The organism is Peribacillus sp. NPDC097895 (assembly GCF_050277555.1).
GTDB lineage: Bacteria > Bacillota > Bacilli > Bacillales > DSM-1321 > Peribacillus.
Genome location: NZ_JBNNSH010000012.1, coordinates 32,788 through 57,374, shown reverse-complemented (window position 1 = coordinate 57,374; position 24,587 = coordinate 32,788). Strand labels below are relative to the sequence as shown.

Genomic DNA, 24,587 nt, shown 5'->3' with positions numbered 1-24,587 from the left:
ATCGATTCGCTCGACTTGCATGTATTAGGCACGCCGCCAGCGTTCGTCCTGAGCCAGGATCAAACTCTCCGAAGAAATGTTTGACTTGCTCATTTTGCTTTTTTGATAGTGTGTGCTCACTTAAAATTTAACGTTGGCGCTTTGTTTTGTTCAGTTTTCAAAGAGCAATATCTTTCGGAACAGCTTATTTATAATAACATTTTCATTACTGTAAGTCAACAACTTTTTAAAACTTTTTAAAAGTTTGTAATCTGTTTGCAACTCGTTCGTAACGACAGATATAAATATAACACCATTACGTTAACTGCGCAATACCTTTTTTAAAGTTTTTTTGAGATAATGTTGTTTTTCTTTCAAACCCTAGAATCCACTCTATTAAAAGGCATGAAATTATAATAAAAAAACAAAAACCGAATGGGACATACCAGGATCATGAGCTACGCCCAATGATCCCAGCCATCCGAATTCGGTCTGCAATCAACATTCATTTTGCCTTATTAGCGATGTCTCATCAACGGGAATAACAGGACGTCACGTATAGACGGAGAATTGGTCAAAAGCATAACCAAACGGTCAACACCAATTCCAAGTCCGCCAGTTGGCGGCATTCCATATTCTAACGCCTCCAAGAAATCTTCATCCATTTCATGGGCTTCATCATTACCTTGCTCTCGTTCTTTTAATTGAGCTTCAAAGCGTTGACGTTGATCAATAGGGTCGTTTAGTTCCGTGAAGGCATTCGCGTGCTCCCTACCTACAATGAATAACTCAAAACGATCTGTGAAACGGGAATCTTCCGGATTTTTCTTTGCTAAAGGAGAGATTTCCACTGGATGGCCATAGATGAATGTAGGTTGAATCAACTTATCTTCTACCTTCTGTTCAAAGAACTCATTTACGATATGGCCGAACTCCATGGATTCCTTAACTTCAATCCCATTTTCTTTAGCAAGCTGCTGGGCTTCTTCTTTACTCATTTGAGTCCAGAAGTCCACACCAGTATATTCTTTTACAGCATCAACCATGTGAAGTCGTTTCCATTCCGGCTTTAACTCTATCTCATACTCCCCATACTGGATGGTAGTCGTCCCCAGAACTTCTTGAGCGATATGCGCAATTAGATTTTCCGTTAAACTCATGATATCTTGGTAATCCGCATATGCCTCGTATAATTCGATTAATGTGAATTCAGGATTGTGTCTTGTGGATACTCCTTCATTTCTGAAAACCCGGCCAATTTCATAAACTTTCTCCAATCCGCCGACAATTAAGCGTTTTAGATGAAGTTCGATGGCAATCCTTAAATTCAAAGGCATATCCAAGGCATTATGGTGAGTAAGGAAAGGGCGTGCTGCAGCTCCACCAGCAACAGAGTGCAGTAGAGGCGTTTCCACTTCAAGGTATCCATGATCGTCCAAATACCGTCTCATGGCTTGTACAATACGACTGCGCATGATCAATGTATTTTTGCTTTCCTCATTTGTAATTAAATCTACATAACGCTTCCGGTAACGCTCTTCAACATCCTTCAGGCCATGAAATTTATCAGGCAACGGGCGAAGCGCTTTAGCAAGGAACACATATTCTTTAGCTTTAATGGAAAGTTCCCCGACTTTCGTTTTGAAAATAACGCCAGTTACCCCTACGATATCGCCAAGATCCGTTTGGTTGAAAATTTGGTAAGAATCTTCTCCTATGTTATCTAAACGGACGTAGATTTGGATTTGACCGCTAATATCCTGGATATGGGCAAATCCCGCTTTCCCTTTTCCACGCTTCGTCATGACACGGCCAGCAATTGTAACCTCAATTTCTTTTTCCTCAAGGTCTTCTTTTTCTAATTCCCCATAGGCACTGACTATCTCCTTAGTTGTATGGGTACGCTCGAATCTGCTCCCGAAAGGGTCTTGACCATTATCAATCATGGTCTGCATTTTATCGCGTCTTACCTGCAGTTGGTCATTCAATTCTTCATGACTCACGAAAATCATCTCCATCTTTATTAATACTTATATAATTAATCAAAAATTCTTTTGCATACTTATTTATTCTTACATAAAGTAAAGGAATTCAACAGCTTTTTATCTTGAATCTTGTTTATGTACATATAAAAACTGCCAGGATTACTGGCAGTTCAAGATAAGCGTATTATAGGAAAACAGGAAGGTAATGTCAAACATCAGACCATGTGGATATTCTGTTGCTTCGTTTCAATATCATCAACAAGTCCATAAAGAACACTTACAACATCTTCCCTTGTTTCACAATCATTGATCCCTTTGCGAGCCTGAGCATTCCCTTTAACACCTTTTAAATACCAAGATGCATGCTTACGCATTTCACGAACGGCGACGTTTTCATTCTTCAACGCAATTAGACGATCCATGTGAAGTACGCAAACATCCATCTTTTCACGAACAGAAGGCTCATCCATCAATTGTCCGGTTTCCAAATATTTTACAGTCCGGTAAATCATCCATGGGTTACCTAGAGCGGCACGGCCGATCATGACTCCGTCAACACCAGTTTCTTTCAGCATTCTTTCGGCATCCTGTGGAGTTTCCACATCACCGTTCCCGATAAGAGGAATATTGATCGATTTCTTCACTTCACGAATGATGTCCCAGTTAGCCTTTCCTTCATACATTTGCACTCGAGTTCTGCCATGCATGGAAACAGCTTTACCACCTGCGCGTTCAACAGCCTGGGCATTTTGAATGGCAAAGACATGCTCTTCATCCCAGCCTATGCGCATTTTCACCGTTACCGGCTTTTCAACGGCATCGACCACAGCTGAAACCATTTCATAAATCTTATTCGGATCGAGAAGCCACTTTGCCCCTGCGTCACATTTAGTGATCTTAGGGACAGGGCAACCCATGTTGATATCAATGATATCAGCAGTTGTATTTTTATCTACGAATTGTGCAGCCTCCACCAAAGATTTCTTTTCACCGCCAAATATTTGTAAACTTAACGGCTTTTCTCTTTCATCTATATAAAGCATATTCATCGTTCTAGCATTTTGAAGAACGATTCCCTTGTCACTGACCATCTCCGCACAAACAAGGCCAGCACCAAATTCCTTAACAGTCAAGCGAAATGCAGAGTTACAGACTCCCGCCATCGGTGCTAGCACTATCGGATTCTTCATTTCTATATCGCCTATTTTTAACACGTTGTGCCTCCTATAACATTCTTTCATTTATCCTCAGGTGGCTGAAGCTCCTCAATGGAAACATGAAGAATTTCCGCCACTTCCAGTAAAAATGCTTCTGAAGGGTTGCGGTTCCCTCGTTCGACTTCTCCCAACAAGGAAACGGAAACGCCTATTTCTTTCGCAAACCCTTCCTGGGTATAACCCTTTAACTTTCGAAAAGCGCGAATACGCCTTCCCCATTTTTCACCTTCCATAATCGAACTCCTTCTTTATCCGAAATCTGTTCAAGCAGGTCGCTCAAAGGTGCATACATTTGCGGAAGTGATATATCAGGGTCCACTTCCATTAAAGGCACAATAACAAAAGCCCTCTCGTGCATACGAGGGTGCGGGACTGAAAGAATCTCTGTCTCAATATTTTCATGATTATATAACAAAATGTCAAGGTCTAGAGTGCGGGGACCCCACCTAATTTCCCTTTTTCTCCCTAATTCTTGTTCAATTTTCATACAAGCGTGAAGTAATTTTTCGGGTTCTAAGTCGGTTTTAACTTTAAGGACAGCATTTAAAAAACAGTCCTGATCCTCATATCCTATCGGGTCTGTTTCATATAAAGAAGAGCAGGACACCAACTTGATATGCGGATTTTCAGACAATAATCGGAAAGCTCTTTGGAATGTTTCAAGGCGATCCCCTAAGTTCGACCCTATTGAAAGGTAAGCAATATTTACCACAATCAACGTCCCCTTACAATTTCTATAGCAACCGAGTCATAATGCCCTGCTATAGGAGGATCCGGTTTATAAACCTTCACGGTGCATTTCTCGATTGAAGAATACTTATTAAGTAATTCTGAGGCAATCTTTTCAGCGACAGCCTCCACTAACTTATATGGTTGACCCTCAACAACACTTTTACACACTTCAAATAACTCGCCATAATTAATGGAGTCCTCGAGCTTGTCACTCTTCCCTGCCTTGGCTAAGTCAGTCTCAACGATCAGATCCACTTTAAACCGTTGCCCAAGCTTCGTTTCTTCCGGAAAAACCCCATGATAACCGTAAAACTCCATTTTATTCACAAATATCTTATCCATTTCATTCACCTTTTCCTAAAAGAGCATCCATCATCTTTGCAGTCCGTGCCATTTCCTTTACATCATGCACACGAACCATTTGACAGCCTTGTTGAATGCCATGGCAGATTGTAGCGGCAGTGCCTTCCATCCGCTCATTAGGTGGCAAATCAAGGACATGTCCAATCATGGACTTTCTTGATGTAGCAAGTAGCACGGGATAACCTAATGATACCAGCTTATCAAGATTCCTCATCATTTCCAAATTTAACTTTAAATCTTTCGCAAAGCCAATTCCCGGATCGAGAATGATGTTTTCATCCTTGACTCCCGCATCCTTTACCAACAAGATGCTTTCGAATAAATCTTGAAGTACATCCCGAACGAAATGTCCGTACTCCATATTATCCCTGTTATGCATCAGAATAATCGGTACCCCATATTCCGCTGCAACCTTAGCCATCAAGGAATCGGCTTTTCCTCCCCAAATATCATTTAATATATGGGCTCCTGCTTTTACCGCCTCTTCTGCTACTCTTGATTTATACGTATCGATAGATATTGGTATTTCGATATTACGGGATATCGCTTCAATTATCGGGGCTACTCTTTCGATTTCCTCCTCATCCGATATCCTCTCATAATTTGGACGGGTCGACTCTCCGCCTATATCCAAAATATCCGCTCCGTCGTTGACCATCCGTTCAGCGTGCTTCAAAGCAGCATCTACCCGATTATATTTCCCTCCATCTGAAAAAGAGTCCGGAGTAACATTCAAAATCCCCATAATCAATGTTTTCTTGCTGTAATCCAATTCAAATGAACCGCATATTATTTTTGACGCTTCAGCTAATGACATCCATCGTTCTCCTTCTCCTAAAGAAATCTATATATACGAGTTTACCCATTTACATAGGTTAAGTGCAAGCTCCATCAAGAATGGGAACACTCTCTTTAAAACTTTTCTACAAAAAGAAAAACAAAGCCCCTAGGGACTTTGCTTCTCGTTTAAAGCATGGTCTTACTCAAAGTTATATAATGGTGTACTTAAGTAACGCTCACCATTACTCGGTATGATAGCAAGTACCTTTTTGCCTTTTCCCAGTTTGTCAGCCACTTTAATGGCAGCTGCAATCGCACCTCCAGAAGAAATACCACCGAGGATTCCTTCCTCTTTAGCTGCGCGGCGTGCGTAATCGAACGATTCCTCTGTATTGACCTGAATGATTTCGTCATAGAGATCTGTATTTAAAATACTTGGGACGAAGCCTGCACCGATTCCTTGGATTTTATGAGGTCCTGGAGTCCCACCCGATAATACAGGAGAGTCCGCAGGCTCAACAGCGTAAATCTTAATGTCAGGGTATTTTTCACGCAGGACTTCACCAGCACCTGTTATGGTTCCGCCGGTACCGATTCCGGCAACGAATGCATCCAGACCTTCATCACCAAAGGCTTCAACGATTTCAGGTCCTGTAGTGCTCCGATGAACTTCAGGGTTGGCTACATTCTCGAATTGTTGAGGAATAAAGTAGCCTTTTTCTTTAGACAACTCTGTAGCCTTGGCAATTGCACCTTTCATTCCTTCGGGTCCAGGTGTAAGAACTAACTCTGCCCCATAAGCACGAAGCAAGTTACGGCGTTCCAAGCTCATTGTCTCAGGCATAACAAGGATTGATTTGTAGCCTTTTGCCGCAGCTACCATGGCAAGTCCTATTCCAGTGTTTCCGCTTGTAGGTTCGATGATCGTATCTCCCGGCTTAAGGTTGCCGTTTTTCTCTGCCGCTTCGATCATCGCAAGGGCGATACGGTCTTTTACACTGCTCCCCGGGTTAAAGTACTCAAGTTTCAAATAAATATCTGCGCTGTTTTCATTTTGAAGCTTGTTTAACTTCACGATAGGTGTTTGTCCAATTAAATCAATTACAGAATTAGCTATACGTGCCATTCTCTCCACTCCTTATCATTTCAATACCGAGTATGTTTATTGGTTTTATAAATTAAAGTTACCAGTTTTAATAGTTCATTGTCAATGATTATCTATTATATTCTAAATATTCTCACACATCCAATGACCTATTTTTGTTCTTTCATTCCGTAAAACCATTCTACATCGAATTCGTCCCAGAAAATCTTCCCAGATACCGGTGCCTGAATCTGTTCAAGAGCTATTTGGCGCTGAATCTTATCTTTAACTTCTTCATACTTATACTGCTTGCCCTCTATTTTCTCATGCAGATAGAGAACCGCCCAGCCATCATCCGTTTGCACTGGATCACTCCACTTGTTCACCTGTAATTTTTCAGCAGCTGAAATATAATCCTTGGAGACTTGCTCGTTATCCTGAGAAATATACCCCATGTCGCCTCCCTGATTGGCAGTGAATTCATCAAGGGACTTTTCCATCGCTAAGACATCAAAGGAGACACCCTTCTCCAATTCACGTATGATTTGGTCCGCTTGCTTTTTTGTAGCCGAGGTAATATGGGAAATATGATATGTAGTAGGGATTCGATAGATATCCTTATTGTTATCATAATATTTCTGCATGGCCGTATCGGAGACCGAAACGTCCTTGGTAAGGAGCTTCTCGAGCAGGAGGCTCGACTGAATTTCCTGCCTCAATTGACCTGCGCTTTTATTAAGAGTCTGGCCGGCAGTACCATACATCGTTTTCATCATTTTAAGTTCCCGGTCAACCTCTTTTTCTGAAGTTTTCACTTTGTATTTTTCTGCTGCCTGTTTCACTACCTCTTTATCAACCATATCCTCAAGTACATCTTCCCCATATCTCTTTTCGAGCTCATTAATCCACGCTTCCCGGGAAATATCCTTGGATCCAACCTTCGCGGCCGTTTCTTCCCCCATAACGGATTTCGAGATGATTAATGGTTTTATGACAAAGATCATGATAGTCAATAGGTTCAAGAAGGCAAGGCCGGCAATAATCGCCCGAAGCTTTTGTTTAGGCAAAACCCTTTTCCCCCGTCAATTATTTTTTGGTTTCCGCTTCTAGTTCCTCTAGGTCTTCTTTCGAGAATTGGTAGGTCTCATTACAAAAATGGCATTGCGCCTCTGCTTGTCCCTCTGTCTCTATAATATCCCGAATCTCCTCTTGACCAAGGCTGATCAATGCATTGGCAATTCTCTCCCTTGAGCATTGACAAGAAAACTCGACATCCATTTTTTCTAAAATATTCACATTTTCCTCACCTAAAATCTCCGTTAAAATTTCCTCAGGAGTCAGGCCATTTTGAATCATTTTAGAGACAGGAGCTATCGTGCTTAGTCTATTTTCGATTTTCGAAATCGTATCATCGGATGTACCAGGCATCAATTGAATGATGAATCCACCTGCTGCAAGGATCGAGTTATCAGGGTTCACGAGGACCCCAACTCCCACTGAAGAAGGCACCTGTTCGGAAGTTGCAAAGTAATAAGTGAAATCTTCTCCTAATTCTCCAGAAACAAGCGGTACTTGTCCTGAAAAGTGGTCACGTAAACCAATATCTTTCACAACAGTCATCAATCCATCAGTACCTACTGCTTTCCTTACATCTAACTTTCCTTGTTCATTCAAATCAAAATGGGTTTGCGGGTGAGTGACATACCCGCGAACTTCACCCTTTGCATTGCTATCGACCAAGATAGACCCGATCGGACCTCCACCCTCGATTTTAATCGTCAGCTTTTCTTCACCTTTCAACATGCCGCCCATCATTACGCCAGCCGTCATTGCGCGCCCAAGGGCAGCGGAAGCAGTAGGCCATGTATAATGGCGACGCTGGGCTTCTCCTACGGTATCCGTTGTTGAAACAGCATATGCCCGAACCTGTCCTTCATAGCCTAACGCCTTTATTAAATAATCCTTCATTTATTGTGCTCCTTCCATGCTGTGTATTCCTTCTTTTTACTTCTTCACTTGCTCACGATTGCGTTTATAAATCAACTGCAATCCCTTTAATGTCAAAAATGGTTCAACAACGTCAATCACAGTAGACTCATTAGCAATTAAGGTTGCTAATCCGCCTGTCGCTATTACCGTTGGTTCTAGATTACTTTGCGCCTTAATTCGATTAACGATTCCTTCCACTTGTCCAACGTACCCATACAAAATACCAGCCTGCATGGCGGATACCGTATTTTTCCCAATGATTCCTTCGGGTCTGCTGATTTCTATTCTTGGAAGTTTTGCCGCTTTTGAATAAAGGGCTTCTGTAGAAATGTTAATACCAGGGGCAATGGCTCCGCCCATGTATTGTTTATCCTCATTTATATAGCAATATGTCGTGGCCGTGCCAAAATCCACGATAATGAGAGGGCTTCCATATTCCTGAATGCCCGCAACAGCATTAACGATTCGGTCAGCCCCCACTTCACGGGGATTTTCATATTTAATATTCAATCCAGTTTTTATTCCAGGTCCCACGATAAGTGGTTTTATGCCAAAGTACTTTTTGCACATGCGTTCAAGCGCAAACATGATTGGCGGAACTACCGAAGAAATTATGATTCCATCAAATTGATCAAAAGAAAGACCTTCATGTTGTAGCAAAGACTTTATGACCATTCCATACTCATCTTCTGTCTTATGACGGCTGGTCTCAATTCGCCAATGATATTTTAAAATATCTTCATCGTATACGCCTAATACAGTATTTGTATTCCCAACATCCAATACAAAAATCATCGCTTCATCACTCCGGTAATTTATTCTCCAACATCATACCACACTGTGTATTTCCCACGCTATTAGTCACACTTTTCGAAAGGTAAAAAAATCCCAGCCTCCTTTTCTTGTGTACCCAAATTCGTTTATGGGTTAAGAAAAGGGTATTTCCGAGGCGGAAATACCCTTTTGAATTAGTCGGCTTAAGACTTTTTATTGTCATCTTCGTTCGGGAAGGAAAGCGGCTGATCTTGAGGTGTACCTTCTTTGATTGGAGGGGTATTCAATCCTTCCTCCGTTATTTCAAGGTCCTCAGGTCCCCTCTTATCCAATGGATCTAAAAGGGCCTCTTTTTCTTCCTTCTTCGTATTGATGTTCACCTTAACATTCTCGTCGGTGGTTAAATTCCCATTCAGAGCGGTATAATCACGTTCTGGCAATTTACCGTTATGGAATAAACTTTTGATTTGTTCTGCATCAAGTGTTTCCACTTCAAGCAAGGTTTTAGCAACCAAATCAAGTTTTTCACGATTTTCAGTAAGTATCGTCTTACATCTTTCGTAAGCTTCCCTGATGATACGTTGAATTTCAAGATCTATTTCATATGCTATTGCATCTGAATAATTTTGATCATTGTTGAAATCGCGGCCTAGGAAAACCTGACCTTGGGAATTACCGAATTGAAGAGGTCCAAGCTTACTCATACCATATTCCATAACCATGCTGCGAGCTATGCCCGTTGCACGCTGGAAGTCATTATGTGCACCAGTACTCACTTCTCCGAACGTAACTTCTTCGGATACACGGCCACCCAAAAGTCCTACGATTTTATCTTTCAGTTCAGGCTCCGTCATGAAGAAACGATCTTCTTTAGGCAGCATCACTGCATAACCGCCAGCTTGACCACGAGGGACAATCGTAACTTTATGAACGACTTCGGCATCATCCAAAACCAACCCAATAATGGTATGGCCCGCTTCATGCCATGCTACAATATTCCGTTCCTTTTTGGAAATGACACGGTTTTTCTTAGCAGGTCCCGCGATAACGCGATCTGAAGCTTCATCCAAATCGGACATGTCGATCTTCTTCTTATCTTGACGGGCAGCTACAAGTGCGGCTTCATTCAGTAAGTTTTCAAGATCTGCACCAGAAAAACCAGGTGTACGCTGAGCGATCGCTTTCAAATCGACAGTTTCTGCTAAAGGTTTATTACGCGCATGCACTTTCAGTACTTCTTCACGGCCTTTTACATCAGGGCGGCCTACCGTAATCTGACGGTCAAATCGTCCTGGACGCAATAATGCCGGATCCAATACATCGGCACGGTTAGTTGCAGCAATGATAATGATTCCTTCATTCCCACCGAAACCATCCATTTCTACAAGCAGTTGGTTCAATGTTTGTTCACGTTCATCGTGCCCGCCACCAAGACCTGCGCCACGTTGGCGTCCGACTGCATCAATTTCATCTATAAAGATGATACATGGTGCATTTTTCTTAGCATTTTCAAACAAATCACGAACACGAGATGCACCGACACCTACAAACATTTCAACAAAATCAGAACCACTGATTGAGAAGAAAGGAGTACCGGCTTCACCAGCTACTGCCCTTGCAAGTAAAGTTTTACCTGTACCAGGGGGCCCAACTAAAAGTACCCCTTTAGGAATACGGGCTCCAAGCTCGGCATATTTGCGAGGATCTTTTAAGAATTCAACGACCTCGACAAGTTCCTGCTTTTCTTCGTCCGCTCCGGCTACATCATTGAAGCGCACTTTTTTCTTATCATCATTATACAATTTCGCCTTACTTTTCCCGAAGTTCATGACACGGCCACCACCGCCACCTTGAGCTTGGTTAAGTAAAAAGAAGAAGAGAATAAAAATGATTACAAATGGAATGATGGAAGTGAAAAATGTCACCCAGCCACTTGTCTTTTCTGGAGGTTCAACAGTGATGATGTCTTTACCCAACTTATTTGCGGCATCATTGATTCGACTTTGCGAATATTCACTGAATGGTACGTACGTCACAAAGTATTTGTTTTCCTCATAACCTTTGAGCTTCCCTGTAATTTCAAATACACTGCTTTCGGGCTGCATCGTAAGTGATGTAACGTCCCCACTCTCCAAATGCTTATAGAATTCATCTTGGGTCATTTTCTCTGTTGGTTCATTGTTATTATTAAAGATGCTTACAATCCCAATGATGACCAAAAAGATCAGTAAATAAAATATCGTATTACGGAAGATCCGATTCATCCCTTACCTCCTCCCACGGGTAAACAAACTATAGTAAATACTATCATACAAAATTAATGAATTACAATAATTTAACACCGCTGTTTTTATCTGGTCTTCTCTTTCAAACAGGTACGATTAATTCGAGTAAATTTCCGGCTTCAGTATGCCAATATACGGGAGATTACGATATTTTTCTGCAAAATCCAGACCATATCCGACAACAAATGCATCCGGAACGATAAATCCAGCATAGTCCGGAGTTATATCCGCTTTCCTGCCTGTTGGTTTATCCAATAAGGTAACGATTTTAATTGATTTTGCTTTTCTATAACGGAAAAGTTCCGCAAGATAGCTAAGCGTTAATCCGCTGTCGATAATATCTTCGATGATTAAAATATCCCGGCCTTCAACTGATGCATCAAGATCTTTGATGATTTTTACTTCACCGGAAGAAACAGTGGAATTACCATAGCTTGAAACATCCATAAAGTCCATTTCAAGATGTGTATCCACACGTTTCAGTAAATCAGACATGAATGGCATGGCACCTTTTAACACTCCAATAGCGAGCGGAAACTTACCTTGATAGTCAGCTTCAATCTGCGCACCCAATTCCCTGATTTTTTTTTGAAGTTCTTCCTCGGTTATTAACACTTTTTCAATATCGTTTTGCATGGTCATTGTAATTAATTGCCCCCCATGAAGAATTAAGCTTTTTTATATTCTAAGTAAATTAAACATGTTTCATCAGAAATCATATCCGGCTCAACATTCGATTTCTTTAAACCAGGAAGCCAAATGGCAGTCCCAGCTTGATCGACGATTACCGGCCACGCATTTCTTTCTAGCATCGGGATTTTTTCATTTATAAAAATCTCCTTCAACTTTTTCGTTCCACCTAATCCCTTTACTGCCATCCGTTCGCCTTCATTCCTGGTTCGGACTGTAAGCGGAAACTGAACAGCGGATTCGGGAAGTATAAAAGAATGATTTCCTCTAAGTTCCGGAATTTCTTCTTTTATATAGTGCGCTTTAATCTTATATCCATTCGGAAGAATAGTCTCACCGGGAATTTGTAATTTTAAGGAATATTCATGGCTTTTTTGCCGAAAAAATCTAAAGGTGCAAATATGATATGATTTTTCCGCAATAAGGCCCTCCGGAAGATGCAATTCTGCAGATGGCTGAGGATTTAAAAACAAAACTAAAAGTTGATCAATATGTAATGCCGAAAGCGATGACGGTTTCTCCAAATAAAGATAGTTTAATATTAGTTGAATCGCTCTTCTTTGTAAAGGTTTAGGCATCGCAAGAACCTTATCAATCTGAATAACCGCTTGATCTTTATCTTGTTGGATCCAAACCTCGGACATTTTGCTTGAAACCAGGGTCTGAAAAAACTCCTCATCTTCATAAAGCTCTTCACTGAATCGTTGAAAATGCTCATGAACCTTTCCATTTTCCTTCTTTAAAAATGGAAGAACAACATGTCTAAACCGATTTCTTACATAGTCATCTTTTTCATTGCTCGGATCAAACCTTGGTTCAATATTATGGAGGTCTGCATATTCCATAATTTGGCCTTTCGTGATATCAAGGAAGGGCCTGATCAGATGGCCGGTGTGAAAACGTCTCTTTATGGGAATGCCCGCTCTCGCCTTGCCTGTCGCCCCTCTTGTTAATCGCATGAGCATCGTTTCGATTTGGTCATCTCCATGATGTCCCAGCACAAGAGTGGTGGCTTGATGCTTATCCATCATTTCTTCATAGAAAGCAAAACGTAACTTTCTTGATGTTATTTGTGAGCTTTCCCCTGTCCGTTCCATCCAGGCAGGGACATCAATCCTTTTTCCTTCAAACTCGATGTCCCACTGTTCACAAATTTGCTTTACATATTTATAATCCTCATATGATTCTTCGCCACGAAACATATGATCAACACTTGCAACGATCATTTCGTAATGAAAACGGGATTGAAATTCCTTCAGGATATGGAGAAGCACCAACGAATCCGGTCCACCGGAAACACCTATGAGCAGCTTCGAGTTTTCCTGAATTAATTCGTTTCGATAAATGGTGTTCAGAACTTTTTCCTTTAACATACAATCTTCCTTCTTTATGGACAGTTATTAGTTATACGATTCAAACATGAAATGGTTTCAATTATTCCATGGAATTCGTGTATTAACTATATCATAACAACTGTTCATATATGTAAAGAACGTAGAGCATCGATATTATGGCAACAAGCAAAAATGTTTCAAAAAAACCTCCCCTCTTATTTTTAGAATGGTTTTGGGACCTTCTCGCTTGTCTTGTTGTGGGCTGCCTTGTTGAAGGCTGCCTAGTTGCTGCCTGACTCGTACCCTTTTTCTTCAAGTGATTTTGCTTACTTAGCACAGTGACTAAATCCTCCCGCATTTGAATAGCTGAATCATACTGCCCTTTCAGTGCTTTCTCCAACATCTTTCTATATGGGAGCAATTCCTTTTTTTGCTTAATCAAGTCGTTAAGCTGTCTATACCCCTCCCCTTTCTTGTGAAAACGTCCAGGATAGGCTGAATTGATGATAATCATTCCTACCGCGAACAAGTCATATTGCGGATCTGCCTTTCTTGATCCAAGTCCCCAGTATCCTCTGTCAAAGAACTCGGTAAACTCTTTAACAGATCGTCCAATTAAAGTCGTTCCACCTACATCCACGCAACGCACTTTGTAGGCTGGTGAAGTCACGATCAAATTCTCAGGTTTTAAATCGCCGAATACCCAGCCATTTGTATGCAAGGCAGACAAACTGGTTAATAGTTGAAGCATTAAGACACCAATCCACGATGACCCTTTCTTTTCAATGAAACGCAAAAAATCGTGTCCATGGATATACTCCATGACATAAAAAGGCAGCTGCTTTCCAGTTTTGATGAAATCGTCCGCTTCCAAGAAGGAAGGCCCAAGGGTAGACCCCTGGACCTTTGAAAAGGATTTTAGGATATTCATCTCCGAAATAATGGACGTCCCATTATCACTGAGCTTTAAAGCATAATGACGATTTTCTCTTTCCACCAAGTAGACGATCCCGTTCGCTCCACACCCCAATTCCTTAATTATTTTGTACTGGTTTTTATTCCACTTTCCAGTGATCAGACTGCCAGCCAGGAGTTTACATTGATTCCTCAAAGTATTGTTCATCATCATGTGATAACAATCCCCTCAATGAACGTTTTTTATTGAAATATGTTAATGCCTCACGAATGGCTGGACCTGTCGGAGTAAGTCCCCCTGTACTAAGCTTAGGAAAAGTTGCTGTCAATGCTTCAAGGTTCGGGGTCCAATCGAGCAACTTTTCCACATCATTTCTTTTCCCAGGAAATACGAATACGGAAAAACGGCTGTCACCCATTCTTGCATTCATACTAAGGGAAAGGTCTAATAATGAATCTTTTACGGTAGGGAGCTTATGTTTCATGCTTGCACTTGTATCAACAAGGATCAGCACTTCTAGCTTGCTTGTTTCCCCAAGCTCATCGACCACCTCCATCACTTCTCCCCGCTTTTCCGGCGGGAGATCCTCCATCGTTCTTGAATCCCCTAATATTTGTTGAAGTTCACGATTGATAACTCCCTGTATAGTTTGAGTCATTGCCTTTTGGGTCACCATTTGGACGGTCTGTGACAGCTGCTGAGCATAGACAATTTGGCTGACGCCACCTCCTGAATCAGCAATCTTTTCGATTTCCTTAAGTCCCTTTTCATCTATCACATCATTTTCCATGACACCTATGACATTGATGGTTATGCCTTGCTCCCTTGCTAGTTCAGCCATGGCAGATGGCTCCTCACCATGATTTGAACATCCGTCGGTAATAAGCAAAATCTGCCTTAATGTTCCTGCTTTCATGTTTTGCTCTCCCTTCCTTTCAATCTGTTACCATAATTGACTAAAAGGAGGGAATTTATACGCCAAAGCCATACGCACTCAAGTCACCATCAGTGGAGTCATCGGATTTTTCCGCAAGTTGATCTTTTTTACCTTTTACCCGTCTTTCAATACCCCCACCTCATTTTTGAAATTATTTATTTTATATATATAAACGGCCTCCTACTGGGCCTTTTTCCTTTTTGGAGAAACGGGAATGGATGCCCATTTCGGTGTATTATGTTTAATTTTGGATGTTACCACTGTCATATCATCATCTATGATCCCTTTTGTTCGGATGACTTCTTCCAATATTAAATCGGATATTTCCTGAGGATCGTCTGTCTCCATTTCCTTGATTTTTCGTTTAAGCCAGAACTCGATATTTTCCACATGGGATGGACCATCGAACACTCCATCGCTCATCATGATTAATATATCCCCTGCCTTCAGCTCTTCTGATACAACATCAACATCAAAATCCTGGATAATCCCCATAGGCAGGTTACTCGATTCTATTTTTATGATCTTATCACCCCTTTTAATGAAACTCGGTATCGAACAGATTTTTAAAAACTTAGCCCTTGCGTCCTGAAGATCAATCATTGCCAAATCAAGAGTTGAAAATATTTCATCGGTAGTGCGTAGAGATAATACGGAGTTTACGGATTTAATGGCTATTTTTTCTTCTATTCCCGATTGTAAAAATTTTTGAAGCAGCTTCAATGTCTCTGTACTTTCAAAATGGGCCCTTTCCCCATTTCCCATTCCATCGCTAATGGCTATTGCAAATTTACCGCAACCAATCTCCATGGTCGTATAGCTATCTCCTGATACAAGCCCTCCCCCCTTGGCAGCATGAGCCACACCCGTTTCGACCGTGAATTTTTTTGCTGACCTAAATATCACCTCACATTGCCCGTTTGGATACGTTGCGCACTCTTCTGAATGGACGACTATCGTTTCCCCTAAAATGTCCGAAAGCATAGGCGCTATCAGCTTTTCACATTCCCCTCTTCCCTGGCAGTATGGAACACTCATCTCTATATCAACATTTCCTTGTTCGAGACTGTATATTTCAACATGGCCTATATGCAGACCAAAATCCTGTATGGCCTCCATAATGGATTCCTCATGTAAATGATGATTCTTCCTTTCCCTCTGAATTTCTTTGGCGAAATCATCCATCACTGCAGAAACGCCGCGCAATTGATCCGCCACTAGTTTCCGGCTTTCTTTCACCTGCCTTTTTAACTTTTGGTTTGCCTCAAAATAAGTGAGCTCCTGTGATATTGCCCCAATGACCTGCGGTCCACGACTACAATATTTCCCCCACTCTTTGGAAGTCTTTTGAGGGAGCTGTCCATCATTTTCACTTAACTGAAGCATAATCTCCTGCATGCCGTCATAGGTTGTATTAAAGTTTTTGGCCCAGCATTGTTCCTTTTTAAAACAGAGTTGGCATGTCTTTTCAGTTACCTTACTTAAAAAGTAATCGAACTCTTTCTCATCTTCCTCCAGTTTCCCCCTTTCATCCACTTGGGCAAAGCTGTTTGAGAGCGCTTCAAATACATGTGAAAATTGTTCCACCCTTTGAGCGGTAACATCCCTCACTTTCCGAGCATACTGCTGCTGTTCATCGGAATTCTCAACAGTTCCCGGTATATGTTTCGCTATTTTATTGATTATCGATGACGGTGTTAATATAAATAACGCCACAGCTACAAGTGATTCATAAAGGGTCACCATTATATTATTGGTACCCTCACCATATAAACCTATCAGTAACGTAGCAATTAAGAGGCCTGCAGCGACCCCTATCTTTTTTCCCTCCTTCAACAAACCTCCGAGCAATCCGGAAAAAGCGAGAAGGCTCATTTGATAAAGACTTGCTATACTCGCAAGGCTGAATATCAATCCAGTAACCACTCCTACAGTGGAGCCTATGGCGGCCCCTCCCGCCAGCCCGAAGAGGAGAACCAAGTATCGTGAGAATATATGGTCGAGTGATAGATCATATATCATCCAGCCAATCGTTCCTGTCATCACGGAAGCCAGTAAGATAATGATGCTTACGATTTCCTCCGTCTTTAATGATTGGGACTTTGTACGGATTGAGAGAAGCGGAATCGACTGTATGAAGATTAAGGTCAATATCATGGCCAGTCCTGCCTCTACTCCAATCATCATAAGGTCGTACAGCTGAATCGTTCGGAACACCAGATATTGCTCGGCCAAGTTAACCAGGAATAGTGAGGCAAAGACGTACATCGACATCGTCTTGAATTGTCCTTCCACGGCGGGCTTCTTGATTTTATGAAACAACAGAAGCAGGAACGCCGATGAAAAGATGACTAAGCTATTGGAATAATGTACGGTCAGGCCGCCTGCAATTAATCCGAATAGTGCTAGTGGAGCCCTATCACGTCTCATGAGAAAAACAGCTGCGAAAAACGGAAGTCCAAATGGTGCCAACTGTGAAAGAATTAATGCTCGTCCTAATAAGAAACCGATAATGGCTAAAGAGATACCTTTCTTTATAAATATATCTTCCGTTTTCATTTGCAGTTGTTGGATCCAATTGATCGCTTCTGCCTTCGCTTCTTTTAATTGAACGTCCCCAAGAGGTTCCATCATTGGTCTTTCTACTTTTTCCATTTCAACACCCCATTCATATTAGTGATTTTTATTATAAAGAGGACATGTCCATTTTTTTGTCAGAATTTTAAAAGCGGATAAGAAAAACGTTCGACGAAATTCTTCTTGAACAATCATTTGTATACAGGTTTTTGGACCATTTTTGCGTATACAGAAACAGGCGTTCTTTTTTTTTTGAGGAAAAGCAAAGTTTTTAGGTTATTTTTGCGGAAAATAACACGAATAAATATTCAAAAAATGGAAAACGACAAACTTTATTTTTTTTGTTGACATTTTTTCCTCACGAATGTAAGATATAACTTGTGCTTCAGTAGCACTTATCATTATGGCGGCGTAGCTCAGCTGGCTAGAGCGTACGGTTCATACCCGTGAGGTCGGGGGTTCGATCCCCTCTGCCGCTATCTTTTACTATTTATCATGGCCCGTTGGTCAAGCGGTTAAGACACCGCCCTTTCACGGCGGTAACACGGGTTCGAATCCCGTACGGGTCATCCAAAACCAAAGAAGCGCCTCTGTACACTTTGTACAGAGGCGCTTCTTCTTGTCGTTGAAGGCTAATGACTATGATGGGTAAATCTTATAGAATTAAAAGAAGACAAGCCAGCAAGCTTGCCTTTATCTACACTATGAAAATTTCACAGGAAAAGTTGCTATTCTATTATTTTCAGCAGCAGGTTTATCCGCGTCTTCCTCCTCGACCTCCCCGTTTCGTTTCGGTGCTACGTTTAAGGGTCGTTAAGCGGTCTTCGCTATCTTTTAAGAATTTAGCCATTTTTTGCTCAAAGTTTTCCTTTGGTTGAAAACTATTTCCTTTTGAGCGGAAGTCTTTGGAACGGTTGTCATTCCCTCTTCCTTGGCGCGGACGTGGTGTGTATGCAGGTTTTTGCTCACCTTCTGGACGGTCTATCGCTTTTTTTATGGACAAGCCAATCTTTCCATCTTTTTCTACATTGATGACTTTCACCTCAACTGTATCGCCCACTTTTAAATGATCATTAATATCTTTCACATAATTATCAGCCACTTCACTGATGTGGACAAGACCGGTTGAACCTTGAGGGAGCTCTACAAATGCACCAAAATTAGTTATGCCTGTTACTTTACCTTGTAACTTGCTGCCTACTTCGATTGACATAAAAAAAATGTTCCTCCTTAGAAATGTTAAAAAATCTCTTCACACTATATTATAACGAAAGTAAAAAAACAGTGTCAATATTAGTCACTATCTTCCTTCCCTTTTGGAAGGTTAAAAATGATTTCACCTTTGTCCGATAAAAAATAATCCCGTCTGGCTATTTTTGCAATATAGTCGTCATCATTAAGTTTCACGATTTCTTCTTTAAGAAGGGTCTCGTCTTTTTCCAATTTTGCTAACTTCATATGCAAATCTTCCTTCTGTTTAACTTTCTCATCCAGTGCAGCATTTTGCGTTATGAGGGTGGTAACAGCCAAAATCAAAAAGAGAGCGGCGAAAACTGAATAAAGAGTTAATCTACGCATTAAACCACGCTTCTTTTTTTTTACGGTTTGTACTTTTTTCTCTTCTTGAGCGACGTAGGGATTTTCTATTTTGGCCACTTTCCTTTTACGAAGGCTACTCATGTTTTATCGCTCCTCATTTCTTTTTAGTTCTCCATCTATTTAGCATTCTACTTATAGAATTCTTTATTTTCAATAAAATCCCTTTTCCTTTATTATAAAACTTCCCGACGTTTTTTGTAACAAAAACCGGCAATAAATTCCATATATAGGTCAGAATCCATTTTAATGGCTTCAAGAAAATATTTAAAATAAAGAGGAGTATTTTCCCCGCCCATTTTAATAATGTCAAAACGAACTTACATATCCCGATGATGATGGCTATGGCAGATACTATCACCCATTTTATCGGCAGAAATACCAGCATGTGAACTGAAGCAGTTATAAATCTAGCCAACTTTATCACCAGTATAATCAAAAACTCCAACAAACGTTGATAGAATCCTTTGAAAAGTGCTTGATAAGCTGAAAAACCGCATAATAAGGCCAAAAATAAATAAAGGCGGAACTCTCCCTCATTCACTAAAAACAAAACATAAAAAATAAGGAGACCTTGAATGATCCAGAAGAGGAAATCGTGGATGAATACAATCCACCTTTTCCTTTCTGAACGTTTCAGAAACCGGCTATACGTATCTAGGGCAGCTCCAAAAGCACTGCCCATGCCTATCATTGCAAGCAACGTATAAAATTGGATCGTTAAGTTCATTTGAACAATTTGCCAAAGAAACCTTTAGCTTTCTCCCCTGATTGCTCATCTAAATAAACAAGGTCGAAAATCTTACCCTTAATCGAAACGATCCCTTTATCAACGTCTAAGTTCTTCATTTGTAAGTTTTGACCCCGGATCGATAAAAATCCCATTGACGTTTCAAGCAGAAACTCTTCATTATCAAAGCTTTCCACTTGTTTGACACCGGTAATATCCAGTAAACGGCGGCCTTTCATCGTTACATCATGTTCTTGGGGCGTTCCCTTTGTGTAACCAGCATTCGGATCAATATATTGGCTCATTTTTTCATCCCTCACAGTAACACTGATTTTGTACAAGTGTATGTCCGTAAGAAGGGAATTAGAACCAAGCCTGTCCTTACTCCTCTGCCAGCTTTTCTTCCTTTACGATTGTATACATATCTGCAGCCGCTTCTTTTTTAGTCGTTTCCTGAATTTTATCGACTCGTACAGTAACAAGTTTTTGACCGAATCGTACAGTTAATTCATCGCCATCTTTAACATTCGAACTTGCTTTTGCCTGTTGTCCGTTAATCGTTATTCTCCCTTTATCCGCAACTTCTTTCGCAAGAGTGCGGCGCTTGATCAATCTTGAAACTTTTAGGAATTTATCTAATCTCATCGACATACAATTCTCTCCCTTAATTAAAGTCCTTTTGCCTTTGCCTCATCCCAATATGAATCCAGTTCCTCTAATGTAAAATCCTCAAACTTCTTGTTTACCTTTTGAATGCAAGCTTCTATATATGTAAAACGCTGGTGAAATTTCTGGTTTGCTTTGTAGACGGCTTCTTCTGCTTGTATGTCATAATAACGTGAAATGTTGACAAGCGCAAAAAAGAGGTCGCCCAACTCGGATTTAATCCGGTCTATATTCCGTTTCGGGTTCATTATTTCATCTTCTAACTCCTGCACTTCTTCTATAACCTTCTTCCACGCTTCGGAAACCTCATCCCAATCAAATCCAACCTTCGCTGCCCTTTTCTGGTACTCTTCGGCACGAAGTAAGTTTGGCAGCGATTTCTCAATACCATCCAGGATGGAATTCAGAATCTTTGTTTCGCTCCCTTTCTCTTCTTCTTTGATTTTCTGCCAGTTCACTAATACCTCTTCCTCACCATTCACTTCAACATTTCCGAATACATGAGGGTGGCGTCGAATCATTTTTGAAGTAATGCCTTCTATCACATCATCAATCGTGAACATTCCTTCATCTTCGCCGATTTGTGAATGAAGCATCACTTGAAGAAGGACATCCCCGAGTTCACCAACCATGCCCTCATCGTCCTTCTCATCAATGGAATCAATAAGCTCGTATGCTTCTTCTATTAGGTATTTTTTCAAGCTTTCATGAGTTTGTTTTTTATCCCAAGGGCATCCGTCAGGCCCTCTAAGGTCTGCGATGATCTGCCGCAGTTTAGAAAACTCCCGATACTGTAACGCTTCTTCTCTCACAGGCGGAACATATACACTCGTCAAGTTACTTAACTCCATCTGACGGTCGAGCTCGAACAGTGCGCATTTTGTCACTTTTTCCTGGCTGCTGCCTGCTGCTGTAACGATATATACCTCATAGTCATCCGGAAGCTTTTCCATTAGCGTCAATTTCACATTGGACGCGCTGAATGCATCATACACTTGTCCAATTATCATATGCTGGGTAATGTGCAAGTCATCTGGTGAAAGATTTGTTCCATCCAAAAGCTGAAACCCTTCAATCGGATCGATTCGAACAGCCTGAAACAAGGGGTCAAGGAAACTTTGCCCACCTTCTAGCTTAATCGCCATTCCAAGAGCCGGACCCTTTTCGAGCAAAAGCTGAACCGTCTTTTCCGCAACCATTGGATGCCCTGGAACGGCATATAGAACGGAACGATTTAAAGCTTCTTGTAATAATGTTTCAGCAATTTCTTCATAAACCGCTTCGAATTGATCGTGCTTTTCATATACCTCGTCAAAGGCTGTAAAATTGATTCCTTCTCTTTTCAAATCTTCGATTACCGGATGATCCATCGTTCTGACGAAGCATTGTCGGGTTTGTGTTAACTTTTTATAAATCCCCAGTGGAAGCTGATCTAAATCCCCTGCACCAAGGCCTATTATCGTTATTTCATTCATGATTTCATTTACTCCTATTCGTTATTATAAATCGTTTAAACTTAGATCCTGCAGGGATAAGTGAAAGTTCTTCTTCACCGAATAAACCTGCCCTAATGGCGGTCATCACAAATACAGCGGCACCGATCGTTACACCAATCAGTGCTTGGATCGTAGCCATCAACCGGCTCTCACCTGAAAACATCACATGGAATAAGGCATTGAATAGAAGAACCACCATACACATGTAGATCGTACTCTTCAAGATAATGAACACGTATTTCTTTTCCATCAATGTTTTTTTTATATGTACTTTCAATACCATATAAAATAATACAGTCATGATCATAAAGGCAAGTACTGTTGCCGTGGCTGCTCCCGCAATTTTGTAATGGGGCACTAGAACAAGGTTCAAAGCCCACTTGCAACCAACCCCAACAATCGTAATGATCACTGGTACAATCGAATAACCTAAACTCTGAATAACCGCCGCTTTTGCCATGATGAGGGATGTGAATAAAATCGATAAGGAGAAGATTGCTAAAGTAATTGTCCCTTTCGCATCTGTGAACAACATATGATTGACCGGCTCCATCATGACTACCAGCCCAATCGCAGCGGCGAGTCCAATCGTCGCACTTACACGCAGCGACAATTTAATCTTATTGAGTAATTCTTGTTCATTTTTCTTTTGCACGAATCCAGATATGACTGGTACAAGCGCCAATGCAAAAGAATTAGCCACAACTGTTCCTAGCTGAAGCAAAGGCTGTCCACGGTCATATACCCCTTTCCATTCTTTGGCTTCCCTTACCCCCATCCCCGTTTCCCTTAATAGAGAATATAGGTGCAGTGAATCCACAAACTGGAACAAGATAATGATCAGGCCCGTTATGCAAAACGCCAACCCTTGAAAAACCAAAGCTTTGGAAATCTTGATGAAATTTACCGGCATCATTTCCATGCGTATAAAAAGCTTCCATTCTTCTTTTAAAATGACGAAAGCAAGGAGCAGAACCAGGCCAGTTATACCGCCCGTAATCGACCCGAAGACCGCCCCCTTACCGACCACGTAAGGAGAAAATCCCTGATGCACGAATATTGTGGAAAGAACCAATATCGTCAATACCCGGATACATTGTTCAGCGACCTGCGAACTTGCCGTAGGAAACATGTCGTTTATACCTTGGAAATAGCCTCTTAATACAGATGAAATCGGCATTAATAAATAGGAAAAGGCAATGATTCTGAGCAGACTGGCTAAATTCGGATCTTCCATCAAGCCGGCAATCCAATCAGCACCAATAAACAGTACAGCAAACATTACGATTCCTATCGTACTTAAGACGACGAATGATGTCACTAAAATGTCCTTGACCGCAAAATTATTTTTAGCAGAATCCCGTTCTGCAATCAGTTTGGATATGACAACCGGGAAGCCCAGTGTTGATAACGTTAAAGCAACACCGTAGAAGGGATATACCTGCTGATAGATATAAAACCCGATGTCACCTGCGATGTTCTGATAAGGTATGCGATAGGCCGCACTCAAAACTTTTACGATGATTGCTGCAACGCTTAAGATCAGCGCACCTCGAAAAAGTTCATTTGAAGTTTTATAAGGCTTTACAGCCATTCTTTTTCCCCTTTTCACTCTTATGTGGTAGTTATTATAGCATAATCAAAGTGGTCTTTTTTCTTTTGTAACCTTACTGTTAATTAACTTCCATATCAACATCACGGAATAGGTTCCCCGCTTTTTGCTCTCTTCTATTTGGTTTAACTTTTATGAAAAAGCAAAAAGGACAGCGATTGCTGACCTTTTCACATTAAAAATATAATGGCATGTCCAAGGTTACTGTTCCATTTGTCTAGCTAGGAAACTTGCTGCTGTTTCAACGGATTTCTGCTCCACTTCACCAATAGTGCCTTCTTTAGAGAAAATCAGGACGGCACCAATCGGGTCGCCACTCGCGATGATTGGAGCTGCTGTATACGATTGGACCTCTTCATCATTTGAATCAACGAAGGAAATTTGTCCGTTTGGAGATTCCAAGACAGGATTTCTTTCTTCCATGATCTTTTCCACTAGTTCACTAACGCTTTTATTTAAGTATTCTTTTTTGGAGCCGCCTGCCACTGCAATGTAAGTATCCCGATCACAAATCATAACTGGATTTCCAAGGCTATCATAAAGTGCTTCTGCATATTCTCTTGCGAAATCGCCTAATTCACTAATAGGTGAGTATTTCTTTAAAATGACTTCACCATCTCTGTCGACAAAAATTTCTAATGGATCCCCTTCACGAATGCGAAGGGTCCTTCGAATTTCTTTCGGGATGACGACTCTTCCTAAATCATCAATTCGGCGAACGATACCAGTTGCTTTCATCTAATGTTGCCTCACTTTCATCTAATTGATTTGATAAATCCTCTTTTTGTAGCAAAATCATCACCAGCTATTGTACATAGTATTTTTCTAATGGTAAGTTCTATGCA

The 24,587-nt window shown here is 41.0% G+C and carries 24 protein-coding genes, 2 tRNA genes and 1 rRNA gene; 2 read left to right on the top strand and 25 right to left on the bottom strand.

All coding sequences use genetic code 11. The features are described 5' to 3' along the window. The 17 genes from ACQKMH_RS27145 to spoIIE form a co-directional block, all read right to left on the bottom strand. A 16S ribosomal RNA gene (locus ACQKMH_RS27145) occupies positions 1 to 75 on the bottom strand; the annotation flags it as partial. A 422-nt stretch (positions 76 to 497) separates the two neighbouring features. Then, positions 498 to 1,997, bottom strand: a complete 1,500-nt coding sequence (lysS, locus tag ACQKMH_RS27140) for a lysine--tRNA ligase (RefSeq protein WP_427590366.1) — start codon at positions 1,995 to 1,997, stop codon at positions 498 to 500. 182 nt (positions 1,998 to 2,179) lie between these two features. Beyond that, positions 2,180 to 3,178, bottom strand: a complete 999-nt coding sequence (gene dusB, locus ACQKMH_RS27135) for a tRNA dihydrouridine synthase DusB (protein ID WP_427590365.1) — start codon at positions 3,176 to 3,178, stop codon at positions 2,180 to 2,182. A gap of 23 nt (positions 3,179 to 3,201) precedes the next feature. Next, entirely contained in the window at positions 3,202 to 3,414 is a 213-nt protein-coding gene (locus ACQKMH_RS27130) for a helix-turn-helix domain-containing protein (protein WP_063235935.1), read from the bottom strand. After that, positions 3,366 to 3,893: a 2-amino-4-hydroxy-6-hydroxymethyldihydropteridine diphosphokinase gene (folK, locus tag ACQKMH_RS27125; RefSeq protein ID WP_427590364.1), complete on the bottom strand. Its 528-nt coding sequence runs from the start codon at positions 3,891 to 3,893 to the stop codon at positions 3,366 to 3,368. Before folK ends, ACQKMH_RS27130 begins: the two co-directional genes overlap by 49 nt. A gap of 2 nt (positions 3,894 to 3,895) precedes the next feature. Then, positions 3,896 to 4,255: a dihydroneopterin aldolase gene (gene folB / locus ACQKMH_RS27120; protein ID WP_427590363.1), complete on the bottom strand. Its 360-nt coding sequence runs from the start codon at positions 4,253 to 4,255 to the stop codon at positions 3,896 to 3,898. Between the two features lies 1 nt (position 4,256). After that, positions 4,257 to 5,093, bottom strand: coding sequence for a dihydropteroate synthase (gene folP / locus ACQKMH_RS27115; RefSeq protein ID WP_427590362.1), 837 nt, complete (start codon positions 5,091 to 5,093; stop codon positions 4,257 to 4,259). Between the two features lie 162 nt (positions 5,094 to 5,255). Then, positions 5,256 to 6,182, bottom strand: a complete 927-nt coding sequence (gene cysK / locus ACQKMH_RS27110; RefSeq protein WP_427590361.1) for a cysteine synthase A — start codon at positions 6,180 to 6,182, stop codon at positions 5,256 to 5,258. A 128-nt stretch (positions 6,183 to 6,310) separates the two neighbouring features. After that, positions 6,311 to 7,207 carry a peptidyl-prolyl cis-trans isomerase gene (locus ACQKMH_RS27105; RefSeq protein WP_427590360.1) on the bottom strand — a complete coding sequence of 299 codons (897 nt, stop codon included), beginning with the start codon at positions 7,205 to 7,207 and terminating at the stop codon, positions 6,311 to 6,313. 19 nt (positions 7,208 to 7,226) lie between these two features. Further along, on the bottom strand, positions 7,227 to 8,108 hold the full coding sequence (gene hslO / locus ACQKMH_RS27100; RefSeq protein ID WP_427590359.1) for an Hsp33 family molecular chaperone HslO: 882 nt from the start codon (positions 8,106 to 8,108) through the stop codon (positions 7,227 to 7,229). A 36-nt stretch (positions 8,109 to 8,144) separates the two neighbouring features. Beyond that, positions 8,145 to 8,924: a type III pantothenate kinase gene (locus tag ACQKMH_RS27095; protein ID WP_402843172.1), complete on the bottom strand. Its 780-nt coding sequence runs from the start codon at positions 8,922 to 8,924 to the stop codon at positions 8,145 to 8,147. 182 nt (positions 8,925 to 9,106) lie between these two features. Next, positions 9,107 to 11,167, bottom strand: a complete 2,061-nt coding sequence (gene ftsH / locus ACQKMH_RS27090; protein ID WP_427590358.1) for an ATP-dependent zinc metalloprotease FtsH — start codon at positions 11,165 to 11,167, stop codon at positions 9,107 to 9,109. A gap of 117 nt (positions 11,168 to 11,284) precedes the next feature. After that, positions 11,285 to 11,824 carry a hypoxanthine phosphoribosyltransferase gene (hpt, locus tag ACQKMH_RS27085; RefSeq protein ID WP_427590369.1) on the bottom strand — a complete coding sequence of 180 codons (540 nt, stop codon included), beginning with the start codon at positions 11,822 to 11,824 and terminating at the stop codon, positions 11,285 to 11,287. Between the two features lie 32 nt (positions 11,825 to 11,856). Then, positions 11,857 to 13,251: a tRNA lysidine(34) synthetase TilS gene (tilS, locus tag ACQKMH_RS27080; RefSeq protein ID WP_427590357.1), complete on the bottom strand. Its 1,395-nt coding sequence runs from the start codon at positions 13,249 to 13,251 to the stop codon at positions 11,857 to 11,859. Positions 13,252 to 13,342: 91 nt separating this feature from the next. After that, positions 13,343 to 14,341: a protein kinase domain-containing protein gene (locus ACQKMH_RS27075; RefSeq protein ID WP_427590356.1), complete on the bottom strand. Its 999-nt coding sequence runs from the start codon at positions 14,339 to 14,341 to the stop codon at positions 13,343 to 13,345. Then, positions 14,307 to 15,044, bottom strand: coding sequence for a VWA domain-containing protein (locus ACQKMH_RS27070; RefSeq protein ID WP_427590355.1), 738 nt, complete (start codon positions 15,042 to 15,044; stop codon positions 14,307 to 14,309). The genes ACQKMH_RS27075 and ACQKMH_RS27070 overlap by 35 nt, the downstream gene beginning before the upstream one ends. Positions 15,045 to 15,245: 201 nt before the next feature. After that, on the bottom strand, positions 15,246 to 17,720 hold the full coding sequence (spoIIE, locus tag ACQKMH_RS27065) for a stage II sporulation protein E (RefSeq protein ID WP_427590354.1): 2,475 nt from the start codon (positions 17,718 to 17,720) through the stop codon (positions 15,246 to 15,248). A gap of 327 nt (positions 17,721 to 18,047) precedes the next feature. Here spoIIE and ACQKMH_RS27060 point away from each other — a divergent pair. Both ACQKMH_RS27060 and ACQKMH_RS27055 read left to right on the top strand, forming a co-directional pair. Beyond that, positions 18,048 to 18,121, top strand: a tRNA-Met gene (locus tag ACQKMH_RS27060). An 18-nt stretch (positions 18,122 to 18,139) separates the two neighbouring features. After that, positions 18,140 to 18,211: transfer RNA gene (locus ACQKMH_RS27055), tRNA-Glu, on the top strand. A gap of 185 nt (positions 18,212 to 18,396) precedes the next feature. Here the strand turns inward: ACQKMH_RS27055 and ACQKMH_RS27050 are convergent. The 8 genes from ACQKMH_RS27050 to spoVT form a co-directional block, all read right to left on the bottom strand. After that, positions 18,397 to 18,855 carry a S1 domain-containing RNA-binding protein gene (locus tag ACQKMH_RS27050; protein WP_057915356.1) on the bottom strand — a complete coding sequence of 153 codons (459 nt, stop codon included), beginning with the start codon at positions 18,853 to 18,855 and terminating at the stop codon, positions 18,397 to 18,399. 80 nt (positions 18,856 to 18,935) lie between these two features. Then, positions 18,936 to 19,322 (bottom strand): FtsB family cell division protein, encoded by a 387-nt coding sequence (locus ACQKMH_RS27045; protein ID WP_427590353.1) that lies wholly within the window; start codon positions 19,320 to 19,322, stop codon positions 18,936 to 18,938. 13 nt (positions 19,323 to 19,335) lie between these two features. After that, positions 19,336 to 19,968, bottom strand: a complete 633-nt coding sequence (gene yabQ, locus ACQKMH_RS27040) for a spore cortex biosynthesis protein YabQ (protein WP_427590352.1) — start codon at positions 19,966 to 19,968, stop codon at positions 19,336 to 19,338. Continuing rightward, on the bottom strand, positions 19,965 to 20,273 hold the full coding sequence (gene yabP, locus ACQKMH_RS27035; protein ID WP_230162043.1) for a sporulation protein YabP: 309 nt from the start codon (positions 20,271 to 20,273) through the stop codon (positions 19,965 to 19,967). The genes yabQ and yabP overlap by 4 nt, the downstream gene beginning before the upstream one ends. A gap of 76 nt (positions 20,274 to 20,349) precedes the next feature. Next, on the bottom strand, positions 20,350 to 20,613 hold the full coding sequence (locus ACQKMH_RS27030) for an RNA-binding S4 domain-containing protein (protein ID WP_034316386.1): 264 nt from the start codon (positions 20,611 to 20,613) through the stop codon (positions 20,350 to 20,352). A gap of 23 nt (positions 20,614 to 20,636) precedes the next feature. Then, on the bottom strand, positions 20,637 to 22,112 hold the full coding sequence (mazG, locus tag ACQKMH_RS27025) for a nucleoside triphosphate pyrophosphohydrolase (protein WP_427590367.1): 1,476 nt from the start codon (positions 22,110 to 22,112) through the stop codon (positions 20,637 to 20,639). Position 22,113: 1 nt separating this feature from the next. After that, on the bottom strand, positions 22,114 to 23,724 hold the full coding sequence (locus tag ACQKMH_RS27020; protein ID WP_427590351.1) for a putative polysaccharide biosynthesis protein: 1,611 nt from the start codon (positions 23,722 to 23,724) through the stop codon (positions 22,114 to 22,116). Positions 23,725 to 23,943: 219 nt separating this feature from the next. Continuing rightward, positions 23,944 to 24,480 (bottom strand): stage V sporulation protein T, encoded by a 537-nt coding sequence (gene spoVT / locus ACQKMH_RS27015; protein WP_061144055.1) that lies wholly within the window; start codon positions 24,478 to 24,480, stop codon positions 23,944 to 23,946. Positions 24,481 to 24,587: the final 107 nt, after the last annotated feature.